At 73.1% G+C, this 17,467-nt stretch carries 13 protein-coding genes; 8 read left to right on the forward strand and 5 right to left on the reverse strand.

The window, feature by feature from the left end:
* Window positions 1-999 (reverse strand): Gfo/Idh/MocA family oxidoreductase, encoded by a 999-nt coding sequence (locus EV279_RS09115; protein WP_133542771.1) that lies wholly within the window; start codon window positions 997-999, stop codon window positions 1-3.
* Window positions 1,000-1,098: 99 nt separating this feature from the next.
* Here EV279_RS09115 and EV279_RS09120 point away from each other — a divergent pair, with 99 nt between their 5' ends.
* Window positions 1,099-2,427, forward strand: coding sequence for a M20/M25/M40 family metallo-hydrolase (locus EV279_RS09120; protein WP_133542773.1), 1,329 nt, complete (start codon window positions 1,099-1,101; stop codon window positions 2,425-2,427).
* Here EV279_RS09120 and EV279_RS09125 read toward each other — a convergent pair.
* The 3 genes from EV279_RS09125 to hrpA form a co-directional block, all read right to left on the reverse strand.
* On the reverse strand, window positions 2,411-3,784 hold the full coding sequence (locus EV279_RS09125) for an aminotransferase class V-fold PLP-dependent enzyme (protein ID WP_133542774.1): 1,374 nt from the start codon (window positions 3,782-3,784) through the stop codon (window positions 2,411-2,413). The two genes, EV279_RS09120 and EV279_RS09125, sit on opposite strands and share 17 nt — an antisense overlap.
* A gap of 86 nt (window positions 3,785-3,870) precedes the next feature.
* Window positions 3,871-4,812 (reverse strand): NADP-dependent oxidoreductase, encoded by a 942-nt coding sequence (locus EV279_RS09130; RefSeq protein ID WP_133542776.1) that lies wholly within the window; start codon window positions 4,810-4,812, stop codon window positions 3,871-3,873.
* A 54-nt stretch (window positions 4,813-4,866) separates the two neighbouring features.
* Window positions 4,867-8,874: an ATP-dependent RNA helicase HrpA gene (gene hrpA, locus EV279_RS09135; protein WP_133542778.1), complete on the reverse strand. Its 4,008-nt coding sequence runs from the start codon at window positions 8,872-8,874 to the stop codon at window positions 4,867-4,869.
* A gap of 171 nt (window positions 8,875-9,045) precedes the next feature.
* Here hrpA and EV279_RS09140 point away from each other — a divergent pair, with 171 nt between their 5' ends.
* From EV279_RS09140 to EV279_RS09150, 3 genes are all read left to right on the forward strand, one after another.
* Complete coding sequence (locus tag EV279_RS09140; protein ID WP_133542780.1) at window positions 9,046-9,270, forward strand: hypothetical protein; 225 nt, start codon at window positions 9,046-9,048, stop codon at window positions 9,268-9,270.
* Window positions 9,271-9,433: 163 nt separating this feature from the next.
* Complete coding sequence (locus tag EV279_RS09145) at window positions 9,434-10,270, forward strand: aldo/keto reductase (protein WP_133542782.1); 837 nt, start codon at window positions 9,434-9,436, stop codon at window positions 10,268-10,270.
* Between the two features lie 11 nt (window positions 10,271-10,281).
* Window positions 10,282-12,120: a DUF255 domain-containing protein gene (locus EV279_RS09150; protein ID WP_133542784.1), complete on the forward strand. Its 1,839-nt coding sequence runs from the start codon at window positions 10,282-10,284 to the stop codon at window positions 12,118-12,120.
* A gap of 123 nt (window positions 12,121-12,243) precedes the next feature.
* Here the strand turns inward: EV279_RS09150 and EV279_RS09155 are convergent, their stop codons facing one another.
* Window positions 12,244-13,476, reverse strand: coding sequence for a glutamyl-tRNA reductase (locus EV279_RS09155; protein WP_133542786.1), 1,233 nt, complete (start codon window positions 13,474-13,476; stop codon window positions 12,244-12,246).
* A 23-nt stretch (window positions 13,477-13,499) separates the two neighbouring features.
* Here EV279_RS09155 and hemE point away from each other — a divergent pair, with 23 nt between their 5' ends.
* The 4 genes from hemE (at window position 13,500) to hemC (ending at window position 17,460) form a co-directional block, all read left to right on the forward strand.
* Window positions 13,500-14,570 carry a uroporphyrinogen decarboxylase gene (hemE, locus tag EV279_RS09160; RefSeq protein WP_133542788.1) on the forward strand — a complete coding sequence of 357 codons (1,071 nt, stop codon included), beginning with the start codon at window positions 13,500-13,502 and terminating at the stop codon, window positions 14,568-14,570.
* Window positions 14,560-15,834 carry an FAD-dependent oxidoreductase gene (locus tag EV279_RS09165; RefSeq protein ID WP_133542790.1) on the forward strand — a complete coding sequence of 425 codons (1,275 nt, stop codon included), beginning with the start codon at window positions 14,560-14,562 and terminating at the stop codon, window positions 15,832-15,834. Before hemE ends, EV279_RS09165 begins: the two co-directional genes overlap by 11 nt.
* Before the next feature lie 77 nt (window positions 15,835-15,911).
* The gene (gene hemQ / locus EV279_RS09170; protein ID WP_243728609.1) at window positions 15,912-16,541 is read left to right on the forward strand and encodes a hydrogen peroxide-dependent heme synthase; all 630 of its coding nucleotides are present in this window, start codon (window positions 15,912-15,914) and stop codon (window positions 16,539-16,541) included.
* A gap of 19 nt (window positions 16,542-16,560) precedes the next feature.
* Window positions 16,561-17,460, forward strand: coding sequence for a hydroxymethylbilane synthase (gene hemC, locus EV279_RS09175; protein ID WP_133542792.1), 900 nt, complete (start codon window positions 16,561-16,563; stop codon window positions 17,458-17,460).
* Window positions 17,461-17,467 lie beyond the last annotated feature (7 nt).

Genomic DNA, 17,467 nt, shown 5'->3' on the forward strand with positions numbered 1-17,467 from the left:
TCAGTCCTCCTGCGGGTACCGCACGCCGATGATCCGGCGCAGCTCGTCGAGGGTCCCCATGATCGCGACGGTCTCGTCGAGGGGGAGGATGTCGCTGTCGAGCGTGCCGTCGGCGACGTAGCGCTCCGCGGCCAGCGCCTGGTACTGCATGCCGCGGCCGTCGTGCTGCGTGACGTAATCCTCCAGAACGTCGCCGTCGGGGGCGATCACGCGGAACGACGTCGGCGCGTACCAGACGCGGTCGATGTCGATGCGGGCCTCGGTGCCGAGGATGTGGGCGACATTCGGTCCCACGGAGCGCGAGGCCGAGAGGGTCGACGAGACGGCGCCGCCGGCATGCGTGAAGGTCGTGGCGACCTCGCTGTCGGCACCGGTCTCGATGAGGCGGGCCGACGCGGTCATCGTGGTCGGCTCTCCGAGCATGTCCCACGCGAAGGAGATCGGATAGACCCCGAGGTCGAGGAGAGCCCCGCCGCCCAGCTCGAGCGCGTTGAGGCGGTGACTGGGGTCGGACGAGATCCGCTGCGTGTGGTCGGCGAAGAGCGCTCGCACCTCGCCGAGCACGCCCTCGGCGAGGATCTCGCGGATGCGGACCATGTGCGGCAGATATCGCGTCCACATGGCCTCCATCGCGAGGAGACCGTTCGCCCGTGCGACCTCGCGCACGCGCTCGGCTTCGGCGCGCGTCAGGGTGAACGGCTTTTCGACGAGGACGTGCTTGCCGTGCTCGAGCGCCAGGATCGCGTTCTCGGCGTGCGTCGGGTGCGGAGTGGCGATGTAGAGGATGTCGACATCGGGGTCGTCGACGAGGGCGTCGTAGGAGTCGTGCGCGCGGGCGATCTCGAACTCGCCCGCGAACGCGCGCGCCGCCTCCGCACGCCGCGAGCCGACCGCGACGAGGTCGCGCCCCGCGTCGCGCAGGTCGCGGGCGAAGGCGTGGGCGATGCCGCCCGTCGCGAGGATGCCCCAGCGCAGGCCGGGCGTGTCGGGGAAGGTCATGGGTCGAGCGTAGCGATGGTGCGGTGCGGCACCGCGCTTCGACTCTTCGACGAGCTCGGACCCGGATGCCCGGCACCGGCGCGCGGGTAGGCTCGTGCGGTGGCATCCCCCGTCGAGCGCTTCCAGGAGCTGCTGCGCATCCCGACCGTCTCGCACGTCGACGAGTCCGCGATCGACCGGGAGTCGTTCGACCGGTTCCTCGCGACGGTGCAGCGCCTGTATCCGCTGATCCACGGTCGCCTCGATCGCGAAGTCGTCGACGGGCACTCGCTCCTCTACCGCTGGTCGGGTGCCGGCGCCGGCGATCCGCTCGTGCTGATGGCGCACCTCGACGTCGTGCCGGTCGTCGCCGCGGAGTGGGAGCACCCGCCCTTCGACGCCTCGCTCGTGGGTGACGGGATGGATGCCGCGATCCACGCCCGCGGCGCGATCGACGACAAAGGCTCGCTCGTCGCGATCCTCGAAGCGGTCGAGGCCTCGCTCGCGGACGGCGTGACGCCTCCGCGCGACGTCTATCTTGCGTTCGGACACGACGAGGAGACGGCGGGCGGCGGCGCGCGTGCTCTCGTCGAGGAGCTGCGGAGCAGGGGAGTGCGTCCCGCGCTCGTGCTCGACGAAGGCGGAGCGGTCGTCGACGGCGTCGTTCCGGGGGTCTCGGTGCCGACGGCGATGATCGGCGTCGCCGAGCGCGGGGTCATGACGCTCGTGCTCACGGTGCGCGAGCAGGGCGGGCACGCCTCGACCCCGCCCGCCACGCCGGCCACGGCGCGCCTCGCGCGTGCGATCGACCGGCTGCACCGGCATCCGTTCCCCGCCCGCATCGCTCCGCCGGTGCGGGCGATGCTCCAGACGGTCGCCCCGCACGCTCCGCAGCCGCTGCGCGGGGTGCTTCAGCGGCTTCCGCTCACGGCGCCGGTCGTCGCGGCCGCGTTCACACGCCTGGGTCCTGAGATGAACGCGGTCGTGCGGACGACGGCTGTCGTGACGGAGCTCAGCGGGGCACCGGGCGAGAACGTCCTGGCGACGACGGCCCGCGCGTCTGTCAACATCCGGCTGCTCCACGGCGACACCGTGGGAAGCGCCACGGCCCGGCTCCGACGCGTGATCGCGGATGACGCGGTGGAACTGGAGGTGCGTCACGGGTCGGACCCGTCGCCGATCTCGCCGTGGCGGGGCGCGGCGTGGCAGCGCCTCGCCCGCGTGGTCGTCGAGACGCTCGGCGACGACGTGGTGCCGACGCCGTACCTCCAGCTCGGTGCAAGCGACAGCCGGTGGTTCACGGCGATCAGCGACAACGTCTACCGCTTCACGCCGTTCCACCTCACGCGATCGGAGCGCGACGCGCTGCACTCGCACGACGAGCGCATCAGGGTCGACGTGTGGCTGAGGGGGATCGCGTTCTACCGCGCGCTCATCGCGTCGGGGTGAAGACCTCTTCGACCTCCGCGACCACCTCCGCCGGCACGTCCGTCACGAGGTCGAGGGAGCGTGCGAGGTCGGCGATGAGGTCCGCGGGGTCCTCCAGGCCGATCGACAGGCGGATCGTCGTCCACGTGATGCCGGCCTCGGCGAACTGCTCCTCGCTCAGGTGGCTGTGCGTCATCGACGCGGGGTGTGCGACGAGGCTCCGCGCGTCGCCGATGTTGGCGACGAGCTTCACGACCTGGAGCGAGTCGACGAACCGCTCCACCCGCCTCCAGTCCGCGTCGGCGTCGCCGCCCGTGACGAGGTCGAACGCGAAGACGGATGCCGCGCCCCGGGGCGTGTAGCGCCGCGCGAGGTCGTGCCACGGCGAGGACTCCAGGAGCGGATGGTGCACCCTCGCGACGGCCGGATGCCCCGCCAGGAACCGCGCGACCTCGAGCGCGGACGCGCTGTGCCGTGCCATCCGCAGCTCCAGCGTCTCGAGGCCCTGGAGCAGCTGGAAGGCGTTGAAGGGCGACAGGGAGGGCCCGAGGTCGTGGACGTACTTCGACTTCACGAGGGCGACGAAGGCGAACCCGGAAGGGCCGAACCGGTCCCACAGCACGAGGTCGCGAACGCGCGCGTAGGGCTCGGTCAGCTGCGGCCAGCGGCCGGGCTCAGCGCCGAAGTCGAACGTGCCGAGGTCGACGACGACGCCCCCCATCGAGGTGCCGTGGCCGCCCAGGTACTTCGTGGCGGAGTGCACGACGAAGTCGGCGCCGAACTCGACCGGCCGGACGAGCGCCGGCGTCGCGACGGTGTTGTCGATGACGAGCGGGACCCCCGCATCATGGGCGACATCGGCGACAGCCCGGATGTCGAGCACCTGCGCCAGGGGATTGGTGATCGACTCGGCGAAGAGCGCGCGCGTCTCGGGCCGGACGGCCGCGCGCCAGGCGGCGGTGTCGTCCTGGTCGACGAAGGTCACGGCGATGCCCCAGTCCGCGAACGTCTCCTGGAGGAGATCGACCGTGCCGCCGTACAGCTGCCGTGAGGCGACGATGTGCTCGCCCTTCTTCGCCAGCGCCAGGAGCGTCACGGCGACCGCCGCCTGCCCCGACGCGACCGCCGCCGCGGCCACGCCGCCCTCGAGCGCGGCGATCCGCTCCTCGAACACGAGCTGCGTCGGGTTGGCGTTGCGACTGTAGAGGTTGCCGGCCTTCCGCAGCGCGAAGAGGTCGCGGGCGTCGGCGAGCGAGGCGAACTCGTACGCGTTCGACTGATAGATCGGCGGGACGGCGGTGTTCTGCGCGAGGCCCGGGTCGTACCCGGCCTGCACCTGGGCCGTTGCGAAGCCCGGGGGTCGGGGTGTGGACGACATCCGTTCATTCTCGCGATCCGCGTCCGATCCGCCCGCTGGTGTTGCGAACTGTTGCGCCGGGCGGGTCCGGCGCCTGATCTCCGGCGCTACGGGACGAGGACGATCTTGCCGTCCACGCCGTCCTCGACGGCGGCGTGCGCCTGCGCGGCGTCGGCGAGCGCGAACGACGGTCCGAGCTCGACGGAGAAGGCGCCGGCGGCGAGGAGCGCGAGGGCGACGGGGATCGCCTCGAAGCGCCACGCGAGCTGCTGCGCGGTGAGCGGCTCCGGGCTGCCGCCCGAGAAGGCGCGGATGCCCAGGCCCGCGGCATCCCGTCCGCGCACGAGGGTTGCGATGCGGCGCCGGTCGGCGAGGAGCTCGAGGGAGGCGGAGAGGGCGTCGTCGGTGCCGGCGGCGTCGATGATCACCGTGACGCCGTCGGGCGCGAGCCCGCGCACCCGGTCGACCAGACCGTCGCCGTACGCGACCGGCGTCGCACCGAGTTCCCGCACACGATCGAAGCGCCGCTCCGACGACGTCGCGAGAACCGTCGCGCCCCACAGCACGGCGAACTGGATCGCGGCCTGTCCGACCGATCCGGACCCGCCGTGCACGAGCAGCGTGTCGCCCGGGCCGACGCCGAGCGAGCGGAGGGTCTGGTACGCCGTCCCGATTGGGATGCCCAGCGCCGCCGCCTCGGCGGCCGAGACCTGGGGAGGACGCACATGGGCGCGGTCGGCCGGCACGGCGATGTCGGTCGCGTAGCCGCCCTGCACCCCGAAGACGGCAACGGCGTCGCCTTCTCGGAAGCCGTCGACCCCGGCTCCGACCGCCGTCACGACGCCGCCGAGGTCGCCGCCGACGCGCCGGGGCTCCGTGATCTCGCCGCTGGGACGCTTGCCCGACCGGAACTTCGCGTCGATCGGATTGACCCCCGCCGCCTCGACCCGGACGGCGATCTCACCCTCGCCGGGGACGGGATCGGGGATGTGCGTCAGGGTGAGGACCTCGGGTCCGCCGAACTCGGTGTAGGTGATCGCGTGAGCCATGTGTGGGCCAACCTCCTCGGGGCGAATCGGTATTCCGGTGTGGGCGGGTTCCGGTCAGGCTTCGCGCAGGGCCTTCTGGATGCGCTGCAGCGACACGGGCTCGGCGGTGCCGAGCGACTGGGCGAACAGGCTCACCCGGTACTCCTCGAGCAGCCAGCGCGCGTGGATCACCGCCGAAGGAGCGTCGGGCAGGGGAGGGATGCTGCCGCCGGCCTCGGCGTAGATCGCCGACGCTCGCTCGAGCTCGGTGAGACGCTGCCGGTCTCGACCGGGGTTGTCGGGGAGCGTCCGCACGCGATCGAGTGCGCCGCGGAGGTACCGCGGAAGGTGTGCGAGCCGGGCCGTGCCGGTGCGGAGGACGAAACCGGGGTACACGAGTCCGGCGAGCTGGCCCCTGACGTCGTTCAGCGCGGCGAGGAGCGTCAGCGAGTTCTGCTCGCGCATCGCCCGCTCGACCTCTCTCGCCGCTGTCAGGACGCGGGCGACGAGCGACACGGTGCGGAAGAGCTCGTCGACGACGGCGGCTGAGAAGGCGTCGCGCACTCGGTCGAACTCGGCCCGCGTGCGCACGACCCCGGTGGGTGCCGTGCGGGCGATGACGGCGTCCGCCACAGCGACGCGCGCATCCTCGATGAGCGCCTTCGCCGACGGATACGGGGATGCCGCGAGCGCGAGCTTCTCCGCCGACGTGAGGTGGTCGAGCACGTACGTCGACGGCGAGGCGACGGCGAGCAGCACCAGCCGGCGCACGCCCGCACGGTTCGCGCGCTCGGCGGCCTCCGGCGTCGCCTCGATGCGGAGGGCGACCGTCGTGCCCTCGTCGACGATCGCCGGATACCCGCGCACGACACCTCCCGCGACGCGCGTGTCGACGACCTCGGGCAGGTCGCCGAAGGTCCAGTCGGTGAGGCCCGCCTGCTCGGCGAACGCGGACTGTGCGGCGGCACCGCTCGCGGGCGCGGGGCGTTTCGTCTCGCTTCGCGGTTCCCGAGCGAGCGAAGCGAGAGGAGGGGCGCTCGACGACCGCGGGGTGCGGGAGGTGCCGGAAGACGACGTCAGCGACCGGCTCACCGCGGTGCGCGCGCGGCCCGCGAGGCGGTCCTGGAGAGCGGGGAGATCCCGGTCCGACCCGACAGTCCGCCCCCGCTCGTCGACCGCGCGGAACGAGACGAGCAGGTGCCCCGGCACGCGCTCGAGGTCGAAGTCAGCGACCGTCACCGGCTGGTTGGCGATGCGCTGGATCCGTGCCGCGAGGGCCTCGCGGAGCGTCGTCGGGGGAAGCCCGTCGTGGGATTCGGGGCCCTGGCCGTCGAGCTCCTCGGCGAACCTCGCCGCCCAGTCGGCGGCCGGGACGACGTGACGCCGGATCGCCTTGGGAAGCGCGCGGAGAAGTCCGGCGATGAGCTCGTCGCGCATGCCCGGCACCTGCCAGTCGAAGCCGTCGGGCCGCAGCTGCGCCAGCAGCGCGAGCGGCACGACCGCCGTCACGCCGTCGTCGGGCGCGCCCGGCTCGAACCTGTAGGCGAGCGAGAGCACCTGGTCGCCCTGCCGCCACCGGGCGGGGAAGTCGCGCTCGTCGCTGCGCTGCACTTCACCGGCGAGGTCGGCCTCCGTCATGTCCAGGAGCCTCGGGGTGCGGTGCGTGGCGTCCCGCCACCACGCCTCGAACGACCGCACGTCGAAGACGTCCCGGGGGATCCGCGCGTCGTAGAACGCGTAGACCGCCTCGTCGCCGGCGAGGATGTCCCGTCGGCGCTCGCGCTCCTCGATCCTCTCGAGGCGCCGGCGCAGCTCGAGGTTGCGCCGCTCGAACGCCGTGAGGCGCTTGTCGAGGGCTGCGGCATCCCATTCGCCCTCGGTCAGGGCGTGCCGGAGGAACAGCTCGCGCGCGAACGGGCGATCGAACCGCGCGAGCTGCACCCGCCGCTTCGGGACGATCTCGACCCCGAAGAGCGTGACCTTCTCGTAGGCGGATGCCGCGCCCGCCGCCTTGGACCAGTGCGGCTCGCTCAGCGAGCGCTTGGCGAGGTCGCCTGCCAGCGGCTCGGCCCACGCGGGATCTATCGCGGCCACCGTGCGCGCGAACAGGCGGGAGGTCTCGACCAGCTCGGCGGCCATGACCGCGCCCGGCGACTTCTTGCGCAGCCCCGAGCCGGGGAAGATCGCGAATCTCGCGCCGCGCGCGCCGAGGTACTCGGCGGCCGGCGCCCGGCCCCTGGCGGGGGCTTTCCCGCCGCCGCGGCCGTCGGGGGCGCGGCGGCGCTCGTCGAGGATGCCGAGATGCGAGAGCAGGCCGGAGAGGACCGCTCGGTGGATGGCGTCGGGGTCGGCCTCGCCCTCGGATACGGTCTTCGAGCGACCGAGCAGCGACGACAGCTGCCGCTGCACGTCGAACCACTCCCGGACGCGCACGTAGTTGAGGTGCTCGGCGCGGCAGAGGCGCCGGAAGGCACTCGATCCGAGGCCCGCCTGCTGCTCCTGCAGGTGATTCCACAGGTTGAGGAGGGTCAGGAAGTCGCTCGTCGGGTCGGTGAAGCGCGCGTGCAGACGGTCCGCCTCCTCCCGGCGCTCCTCGGGCCGCTCGCGCACGTCCTGGATCGACATCCCCGCGACGATCGCCATCACGTCGCGGAGCACGCCGGTCCTGCGCGCCTCGAGCAGCATGCGCGCGAAGCGCGGGTCGATGGGCAGCCGCGCGATCTCCCGTCCGAGGTCGGTCAGCTTCGGCCCGTCGCCTCTTCCGGTCTCCGAGCCCGTCGCGGGGCGGACCGCGCCGAGCTCCACCAGCAGATCGAACGCCGCCTTGACGCCGCGCGAGTCCGGGGGAGTGAGGAACGGGAACGACGAGATATCGCCGAAGCCGAGCGACAGCATCTGCAGGATGACCGAGGCGAGACTCGTGCGGAGGATCTCGGGCTCGGTGTACTCGGCGCGGCGTTCGAAGTCCTCCTCCGAGTAGAGGCGGATCGCGATACCCGGGGCCGTGCGCCCCGCTCGGCCGGAGCGCTGCTGCGCCGAGGCCTGCGAGATCGCCTCGATCGGGAGGCGCTGGATCTTGCTGCGGTTGCTGTACCGCGAGATGCGCGCCGTGCCGGTGTCGACGACGTACCGTATGCCGGGCACCGTGAGGCTCGTCTCGGCGACGTTCGTCGACAGGATGACGCGGCGGCGCACGCCCGCGACCGCGGATCGCTCGAAGACGCGGTGCTGCTCGGCGGAGCTGAGCCTGCCGTAGAGGGGCAGCACCTCCGTCGGCGCGGCATCCTTCGCGTACATTCCGCGCACGGCATCCGTCGCGTCGCGGATCTCCGCTTCGCCGGGGAGGAAGACGAGGACGTCGCCCGCCGCCTCGCGGTCGAGCTCGCGCAGCGCGGCCGTGATGCCGTCGACGTCGTCGGACCCGCCGTCGGTTCCCGCATCCTCACCCGTCCCCGCGGCCGTCGGACGGTAGCGGATCTCGACGGGGTAGGTGCGGCCGGACACCTCGACGATCGGCGCCGGTTCGACAGCATCCGCGGCGCCGCCCGTCGGCCGGCCGAAATGCCTCGCGAAGCTCTCGGGGTCGATCGTCGCCGAGGTGATGACGACCTTGAGGTCGGGACGCTGGGGCAGGATCCTCTTGAGGTAGCCGAGGAGGAAGTCGACGTTGAGCGAGCGTTCGTGCGCCTCGTCGACGATGATCGTGTCGTAGCGGCGCAGGAGGCGGTCGCGATGGATCTCGTTGAGCAGGATCCCGTCGGTCAGGAGCGCGATGCTCGTGTCGGCCGACACCTTGCCGGTGAAGCGCACCTTGTACCCGACCGTCGTGCCGAGCGGGACCTGGAGCTCCTCGGCGATGCGCTCGGCGATCGACCGAGCCGCGATGCGGCGCGGCTGCGTGTGCGCGATCTTGGTGCGGCCGAGTTCGAGGCAGATCTTGGGGAGCTGCGTCGTCTTGCCCGAGCCGGTCGCACCGGCGACGATGACGACCTGCGAGCCGCGGATGGCGCGCGCGATCTCCTCCCGCGCGGCGCTGACGGGCAGCTCCGGCGGGTACGAGATGACGGGCTCTGGCGCGGACACAGCCTTCCATCGTAGATCGCCGCAGACCCTCTCGCGCCGCACCGGGTGTTCGGCGCGGTCGAAGCAAGGTCCGCGGAAAAAGATCGTGCTCGCTGCATCCAAACGGGCTCCTGTGCGGGAACCACAGATATCGGGTGCGATCCTGCATCCGCCAGAGAAGGGAAAAGTCCAATGAAGCGCATTCTCGCCATCGGGTTCATCGCCGGTCTCGCGACGCTCGGCATCTCCGGCGCCGCCAACGCGGCACCCAACGACGCCGCGTGCTTCGGCCAGATCCACAAGACCGTCAACACCCAGGGGTTCGCCGGCGCGGAGAACGTCGGTCAGCTCATCAAGGCGCTCGGCGGCGGTCAGGAGAAGAACGCGGCCGCTTCGGGCCTGTGTTCGGGCGAGTGACGCCCGTCGCTCGCGGGTAGGGACCCTCGGCGCGATCTCGTTCCGGATCGCCCGAACGGTCGTCCTGCGAGTGGCCCCCGCCCGCAGGGGCAGAGCGGGTGGGGCCATCATCATCCCCCGACGACCCGGAGCACGGCGGGTGTACCGCCCATAGGCTGGACCGATGACGATCCCCTCCGTGAAGCTCAACGACGGTCACCAGATCCCCCAGCTCGGCTACGGCGTCTTCAAGGTTCCGCCGGCCGACACCGAACGCGCGGTGAGCGAGGCCCTCGAGGTCGGCTACCGCCACATCGACACCGCTGCCATCTACGGCAACGAGGAGGGCGTCGGCGCCGCCATCGCGGCGAGCGGCATCCCGCGCGACGACCTGTACATCACCACGAAGCTGTGGAACGACCGCCACGACGGCGAGGAGCCGCATGCGGCGATCCGGGAGAGCCTCGAGAAGCTCGGCCTCCCGCAGGTCGACCTCTACCTCGTGCACTGGCCCACGCCCGCCGCGGACAACTACCTGCACGCGTGGGAGAAGATGATCGAGATCCGGGATGCCGGGCTCACGCGCTCGATCGGCGTCTCGAACCACCTCGTGCCCCACCTCGAGAAGATCGTCCAGGCCACCGGCGTCGTCCCGGCCGTGGATCAGATCGAGCTGCACCCCGCCTACCAGCAGCGCGACGTGACCGACTGGGCTGCCGCGCACGACGTGAAGATCGAGGCGTGGGGCCCGCTCGGACAGGGCAAGTACGACCTCTTCGGGGCTGCGGCGGTCGCCGATGCCGCGTCGGCTCACGGGAAGACGCCCGCGCAGGTCGTGCTGCGCTGGCACATCCAGCACGGCTTCATCGTCTTCCCCAAGTCGGTCCGCCGGGAGCGCCTGGAAGAGAACCTCGACGTCTTCGATTTCGAGCTGACCGCCGCGGAGGTCGCCGCCATCGACGAGATGGACACCGGCGACGGCTCTGGACGCGTCAGCGCTCACCCCGACGAGGTCGACTGACCGGCGACACGGTGAACGAGCGTCTGGCCGCGTCCGCGAGCCCCTACCTGCGCCTGCACGCCGACAACCCCGTCGCCTGGTACGCGTGGGGTGAGGAGGCCTTCGCGCAGGCGCGCCGGCGCGACGTGCCGGTCTTCGTCTCGATCGGATACTCGACCTGCCACTGGTGCCATGTCATGGCCCGGGAGTCCTTCGAGGATGCCGCGGTGGCCGAGCGGCTGAACGAGCGCTTCGTCGCGATCAAGGTCGACCGGGAGGAGCATCCCGAGGTCGACGCCGCGTACATGGCTGCCGCGGGCGCCTTCACCCGGAACCTCGGGTGGCCGCTCAGCGTCTTCACGACCCCCGACGGCGGGCCGTTCTACGCGGGCACCTACTTCCCGCCCGAGCCGCGTGCGGGCATCCCGTCGTTCCTGCAGGTGCTCGATGCGGTTCACGAGGCATGGACCGACCGCCGCGAGGCGGCCGAGGGCACGGCCGTTGCGATCGCCGAGGCGCTGGCGGACGTGCGTGGTGCGGCGGAACCGGAGATCCCTCTTCCCGATGCGGAGGCGCTCGTCACGGCGGCGCGGGCGCTGGCCGCGCGCGAGGACCCGGAGTACGGCGGCTTCTGGGGCGGCGATCCGGTCGGGCCGAAGTTCCCCGTCGCGACGGCGCTGCGGTTCCTGCAGACGCGGCTCGTCCGCGAGCGGGCTGCCGATGCGTCCGTCGTCGCCTCCCGAGCGCTCGCCGCGATGGCCGCGTCCGAGCTGCGTGACCCCGTCGAGGGCGGGTTCTTCCGCTACGCCACGCGCCGGGACTGGTCGGTGCCGCACTACGAGCGCATGCTGACCGACAATGCGCAGCTCCTGGATGTCGCGGTCGATGCGGGCGACCTCGAGACGGCGGGCGGGATCGCCGCCTTCCTCCGTGAGGTCCTCCAGCAGCCCGCCGGCGGTTTCGGCGCGGCGCAGGACTCCGAGTCGTGGATCGACGGCGAGCGCAGCGAGGGCGGGTACTACCTGAGGGATGCCGAGGCCCGCGCCGGTCTGCAGCCGCCGGCGGTCGACGGCAAGGTCGTGACGGGCTGGAACGGCCTCGCGATCGGGGCGCTGGCGCGTGCCGGTGCGCGCCTGTCGGAGCCGGAGTGGATCGAGGCGGCCCGCTGGGCGGCCGACGCCGTCCTCACCGCGAACGTCACCGCGGAGGGCCGGCTCGTCCGGGCGTCCCTCGACGAGATCGCGTCGCGGGCTCCCGCGACGGTCGCCGATCACGGGCAGCTCGCGGACGGGCTCGTCGCGCTCGCGGTGGCGACGGGCGAGCCGGCGTATGCCGTGCGCGCTCGCGCGCTCGTGGAGGCGTGCATCGGCGAGGACGGATCGGTGCGGGCGCCGGCGGGGGTCGACCCCGTGCTCGCGGCGCGGGGCGTCGTCGCTCCGGATGCCGCGTCCGACGGCGACGAACCCTCGGGGGTCGCCGCCATCGCCGGTGCCGCGGCGGCACTGTGGCTGCTCGGCGGGGGAGAGGCCGACCGTGCGCTCGCCGAGCGGCTCGTCGCGGCGCATGCGGGGGCGGCCGTGGCGCAGCCCCTCGCGCACAGCGCGCTGCTGCGCGTGGCGGCGGTCCTCGCCTCGCCGCCCCGGCAGGTGGTCGTGATCGGCGAGCCGTCCGATCCGCTCGCCGAGGCCGCTCGGCGGCTCGAGGCCGATGTCACGGCCGTCGTGACGCCGGAGCAGGCGTCGGCGTTCGCGGCGGCCGGATTCGGGCTCTTCGCCGACAAGACGCAGCGGGAGGGCCGTCCCACGGCGTACGACTGCCGCGACTTCTCCTGTCGCCTCCCGGTGACCGATTCGGCGGATCTCGTGCCGTAGCTCCTCGGGGGTCCGAGGTCGTCCCCTCCTCTCGCTTCGCTCGCTCGGGGACCGAATGTGCCGTGCGGTCGTTGAGCGAGCGGAGCGAGACGAAACGCCGCGGGCGTTCGAGACGGGGCGGGGTCAGCCGGCGGCGCGATCGTCGTCGACGATCGTGAGCGCCGAGGCGACCTCTAGCCCGAACACCGTCTCGAGCGCCCGCTCGAACTCGTCGAGCCGGCCCGCCGCGGCGAATTCGCGGGCACGCATCGTCGGCCCGTGTGACAGGACGCCGGCCAGATGCCGCAGCGCCGCCGCCGCGCGCTCCTCCTCGGGTCGCACGCGCGACAGTTCCCGGTCGAGGATCGCCTGGACGTGCGTGCGCCACGCGACGATCGCGGGCGCCGCGGCGCGCTCGGCGTTGAAGGTCGCGACGGCGGAGCCGACGACCTCGTGCGCACCCGCACCGAGCTCGGCCAGCGCCGCGTGACGGCCGATCAGTTCAAGGTCGAGCAGATCGATGCCGGGGAGCTCGCCGACGGCGGGCTCGACGTTGCGGGGCAGCCCGAGGTCGATCACGAGGCGGGGACGGTCGTCGGGGATGTCGGCGGGGCCGACGGTGTAGCGCGCCGTCGAGGTGACGACGATGTCGGCGGCCGCGATCGCGTCGCGCAGATCGCTCTCGGCGCGGATCCCGTACTTCGCCGCGAAGGCAGCGGCGCGGCCGGTCGCCGAGTAGACCCGCACGTTCGCGGCACCGCGCGCGTGCAGGGCTGCGATCGTCGTCCGGGCGTACCGCCCCGTTCCGACCAGGAGCACCGGGATCGTCTCCCAGTCGGTCACGCGCGAGTCGGCGAGGTCGAGCGCGAGGCGTGCCAGCGACCGGCCGGCGGCGGCGAGGTCGGCGCGCGCCCGCACCTCGCGGGTCGCGCGGGCGGCGCGCTGGAAGGCCTGCTCGAGCTCGGTGCTGCTCGTGCCGGCGTCGCGCGCCGAGCGGAGCGCGCGCTGGACCTGCCCGCTGATCTCCTCCTCGCCGACGACCATCGACTCCAGGCCCGAGCTCACGGCGAACAGGTGGCGCACGACGTCGTCTCCGCTCAGGACGACGGCCGAATCGCGGAGGGCCGCGGCATCCGTTCCCGTCGAATCGGCGACCGCCTCGAGCACCGCCTCGCGCGCGAGGGCGACGCCGCCCGTCACGGGGTCGTCGAGCTCGAGATACGTCTCGAAGCGGTTGCACGTGGCCAGCACGACGGCGCCGCGCACGAAATCGTGGGCGGCGACTACGTCGGCTCCGGTGGAGTCGGCGGCCCTCGATATGCGGTCGAGGACGTCGAACTCGGTGTTCCGGTGGTTCGCCGTCAGGCAGAACAACATCCCATCGAGTCTAGCCTGGAAGGGTGTCTTCGCCTCTGAGTGCGCTCCCCACGTCCCATCCGCTCTTCGACGGCCGCACCTCCGACTCCCGGCTGGTGCGCGCCGCACGCGGCGAGCGGCCCTCGACTCTGCCCGTGTGGTTCATGCGTCAGGCCGGTCGCTCCCTGCCGGAGTACCGGGCGAGCCGCGCCGGCACCGAGATGCTCGACGCGTGCCTCGACCCCGAGCTCGCCGCGGAGATCACACTGCAGCCGGTGCGCCGGCACGGCGTGGATGCGGCCGTCTTCTTCAGCGACATCGTCGTGCCGGTCCTTCTGGCGGGGGTCGACGTGCGGATCGTGCCGGGCCGTGGGCCCGTGCTCGAGGAGCCGATCCGCACGGCATCCGACGTCCTCCGCCTGCGGCCGATCGAGCCGGACGCCCTCGAGCCGATCGCGGAGGCCGTCTCGATCGTCGTCCGCGAGCTCGGCGACACCCCGCTCGTCGGCTTCGGGGGCGCGCCGTACACTCTCGCGAGCTATCTCATCGAGGGTGGGCCGTCGAAGGACCAGCTGCGCGCCCGTGCCCTCATGCGCACCGACCCCCGGACGTGGGCGACGCTGCTCAACTGGTGCGCCGACGTGACGGGCGCGTTCCTGCGCACGCAGGTCGAGGCCGGCGCGAGCGTCGTGCAGCTCTTCGACTCGTGGGCCGGTTCGCTGTCGCGGAACGACTACCAGCGCCGCGTCGCCCCGCACTCGCGCCGCGCGTTCGACGCGCTGCGAGGGCTGGACGTGCCGAAGATCCACTTCGGCCTGGGGATGGGCGAGATGCTCGACCTGCTGCCCCCGCTCGGCGCCGACGTCGTCGGCATCGACTGGCGGCTGCCGCTCGATGAGGCGAACGACCGCCTCGGCGGCCGACTGCCCCTGCAGGGCAACATCGATCCCGCGTTCCTCGCCGGTCCGTGGGACCTCGTCGAGGCGCACGTGCGCGACGTCGTCTCGCGCGGCGCCGACGCTCCCGCCCACATCGTCAACCTCGGTCACGGCGTGCCGCCCGACACCGATCCCGACGTGCTGACGCGCATCGTGGAACTCGTGCATGACCTCTGACGCGATCGTCGTCGGCGGTGGTGTCGGCGGACTCGTCGCCGCGCGCCGTCTCGCTCGCGAAGGGTTCGCCGTGACCCTGCTCGAGCGGTCCGGCGCCCTCGGCGGTCAGGTCGCGCGTCAGCGCATCGGGGGCGTCGACCTCGACGCGGCCGCCGAGTCGTTCGCGACGAGAGGCGGTGCCGTCGCCGCGTTCCTCGCCGAGCTAGGTCTCGGCGACGACATCGTCACGCCGAACCCCGCTCCCGCCTGGCTGCACCGCGTCGACGGCAGCGCCGTGCCGCTGCCGTCGACGGGCCTGCTCGGCATCCCCGGAGAGCCGCTCGCCGCCGACGTCGTGAACGCGATCGGACGCGGCGCCGCCGAGCGGGCCGCTCGCGACGCCGACCTGCCCGCCCTGGCGGGGACGGATGCCGCGTCCCTCGGCGAGCTCGTGCGGCTGCGGATGGGCGACGCCGTCGTGGCAGGGCTCGTTGCTCCCGTCGTCCGCGGCGTGCACTCGGTGAGCCCCGACGCGCTGCCGGTCGAGCGCGCGCACCCGCGCCTGCGCGCCGAGGTCCTGGCGCAGGGCTCGCTCGCGGGAGCCGTCCGGGCGATCCGTGCCGCGTCCCCCGCCGGCTCCCAGGTCGCCGGCATCCGAGGCGGCATGTTCCGTCTCGTGGACGCCCTCGAGGCGGACTGCCGTCGCCTCGGCGTACGGATCGAGGTCGGCGCCCGGGTGACCTCCGTCGAGCCGGACGCGGTCGTCGTCGCGGGCCGTCGCCGCGCGGGACTCGTCCTGCGCGCGAGCGGGTCCGTGCCCGACGTGTCTCGGCGGGTGACGCTCGTGACCCTGCTCGTCGACGCACCGGCGCTCGACAGCGCGCCTCGGGGCACCGGCGTGCTCGTCGCCGCGGACGCGCCCGCGGTGCGGGCGCGGGCACTGACGCATCTCACCGGGAAGTGGGAGTGGATCGCTGCGGCGCTGGCCGGGCGGCACGCCGTGCGCCTCTCCTACGACGGCGTGCCGGAGGACGCCGTCGCGACGGCGGCGCGCGATGCCGGCATCCTTCTCGGGCATCCCCGGATCGAGGTGCTCGACGCGACGCAGCACACGTGGGATCGCGGCGCGGGAGAGCCGCCCGGCGACCTCCCCTCGGTGGGCGAGACCGCTGCCGGGACGGGCCTCGCGTCGGTCATTCCGCAGGCCGAGCGCATCGCGCGGGAACTCTCGCAGGCGAGAGGAATTCGCCCCGTCCCCGCGACAGGGGAGAGGATGGAGGGGTGACCGATCGGACCGACGAGCAGCAGACGCCCGTGACGACAGACCCCTCCTCGTCCCCGGAGACCGCCCGGTTCTTCGGCCTGTGGGCCGTATTCCGCCGCGACCCGCACCCCGCCCCCGTGCCCGACGGCGCGCCGGCAGCGGCGGAGGTCGTCGCCGAGCTCGGCGAGACGGTGCGGGCGATCTACGACGTGTCGGGCCTGCGCGCCGACGCCGACGTGCTCGTGTGGCTCGTAGGCGACTCGGCCGAGGGGCTCCAGGCCGCCCTCCGGGCGCTGCGCCGGTCGCGCGAGCTCGCGCCGCTCCTGCCGACCTGGAACACGCTCGGCGTGCACCGCGACGCCGAGTTCAGCCGTGACCATGCGCCGGCTTTCGCGCGCGGCCTCGCGCCCAAGGACTGGCTCACGGTCTACCCCTTCGTCCGCAGCTACGAGTGGTACATCCTGCCGGCGGCAGAGCGCGGCCAGATGCTCGGGGAGCACGGACGCATGGGCCGCGAGTTCCCGCAGGTGCAGAGCAACACGGTGGCGAGCTTCGCGCTCGGAGACTACGAGTGGATCCTCGCCCTCGAGGCCGACGACGTGACCGACCTCGTCGACCTCATGCGGCACCTGCGCGCGACCGAGGCGCGGCGTCACGTGCGCGAAGAGGTCCCCTTCTTCACCGGCCGACGCATCACGCCCGACGAGCTCACCGAGGTGCTCTCGTGATGTGCGGACGGATCCGGCGATGACCCTGCGGATCGGCACGCGGGCGAGCACGCTCGCCCGCGCCCAGGCCGGGACGATCGCCGACGCCCTCGGCGCGGAGCTCGTCCCGATCGTCTCGGAGGGCGACCGCAGCACGGCCTCACTGGCATCGCTCGGCGGGTCGGGCGTGTTCGCGACCGCCCTGCGCGATGCGCTTCGCGCAGGAGAGGTGGATGCTGTCGTCCACTCGTTCAAGGACCTCCCCACCGCGCCGTCCGACGGCCTCGCCATCGGCGCCGTCCCGCCCCGCGCAGACGCGCGCGACGTCGTGTGCTCGCGCGGCAGCCTCGCGCTCGACGATCTGCCCGAGGGAGCCCGCGTCGGCACGGGCTCCCCGCGTCGTCGCGCGCAGATCGCCGCCCGCCGTCCCGACCTCGTGCTCGTCGACATCCGCGGCAACATCGACTCGCGGCTGGAGCGCGTGACGACCGACGATCCTGTACGCGCGCTCGATGCCGTCATCCTCGCCGCCGCGGGCCTCGACCGCATCGGCCGGCTCGATGCCGTCGCGGAGTTCCTCTCCCTCGATCGCTGGCCCACGGCGCCCGCCCAGGGCGCCCTGGCCGTCGAGACGCGCGCCGGCGACGAGCACCTCGTCTCCCGCCTGGATCACCGCGCGACGCGGTGGTCGGCAGAGGCGGAGCGCGGCGTGCTCGCGCGGCTCGAAGCGGGCTGCGCGGCACCCATCGGCGCGCGCTCCTTCGTCGACGACGGACTCCTCTTCCTGACCGCGCGGGTGTACCGGCCCGACGGCGGCGCGCACGTCACGAGCTCGCACGCGATGCCGTCCGACGCCGACGCCCCCGCAGACCTCGCGCACCGCGTCGCCGACGAGCTCCTCGCGCAGGGCGCGGCCGAGCTCGCGCCCCTTTCCCCCTGACCGGAGC

It is taken from the genome of Microbacterium sp. BK668 (assembly GCF_004362195.1).
GTDB lineage: Bacteria > Actinomycetota > Actinomycetes > Actinomycetales > Microbacteriaceae > Microbacterium.